The organism is Paenibacillus sp. OSY-SE, from assembly GCF_000283315.1.
Taxonomy (GTDB): Bacteria; Bacillota; Bacilli; order Paenibacillales; family Paenibacillaceae; genus Paenibacillus_B; species Paenibacillus_B profundus.
Genome location: NZ_ALKF01000043.1, coordinates 1 through 216, shown reverse-complemented (window position 1 = coordinate 216; position 216 = coordinate 1). Strand labels below are relative to the sequence as shown.

Genomic DNA, 216 nt, shown 5'->3' with positions numbered 1-216 from the left:
AGTTATCTTCTTCATCAGCAGTCAGGTAATCAATCTGATCTGTAACTTTTCCGGTTTTCGGATCTACCCAGCGATAAGGAGCTTCGATAAATCCGTACTCATTGATACGTGCGAAAGTGGACAAAGAGTTGATCAAACCAATGTTTGGTCCCTCAGGTGTCTCGATAGGACACATACGGCCGTAGTGACTCGGATGGACGTCACGCACTTCCATGC

Annotated in this window: 1 protein-coding gene; it reads right to left on the bottom strand. The window is 46.3% G+C overall.

Going from position 1 to position 216, the window contains the following annotated elements; all coding sequences use genetic code 11:
• Positions 1-216: hypothetical protein (locus A372_RS32645; protein ID WP_036702622.1), on the bottom strand; the 216-nt coding region annotated here is incomplete at both ends.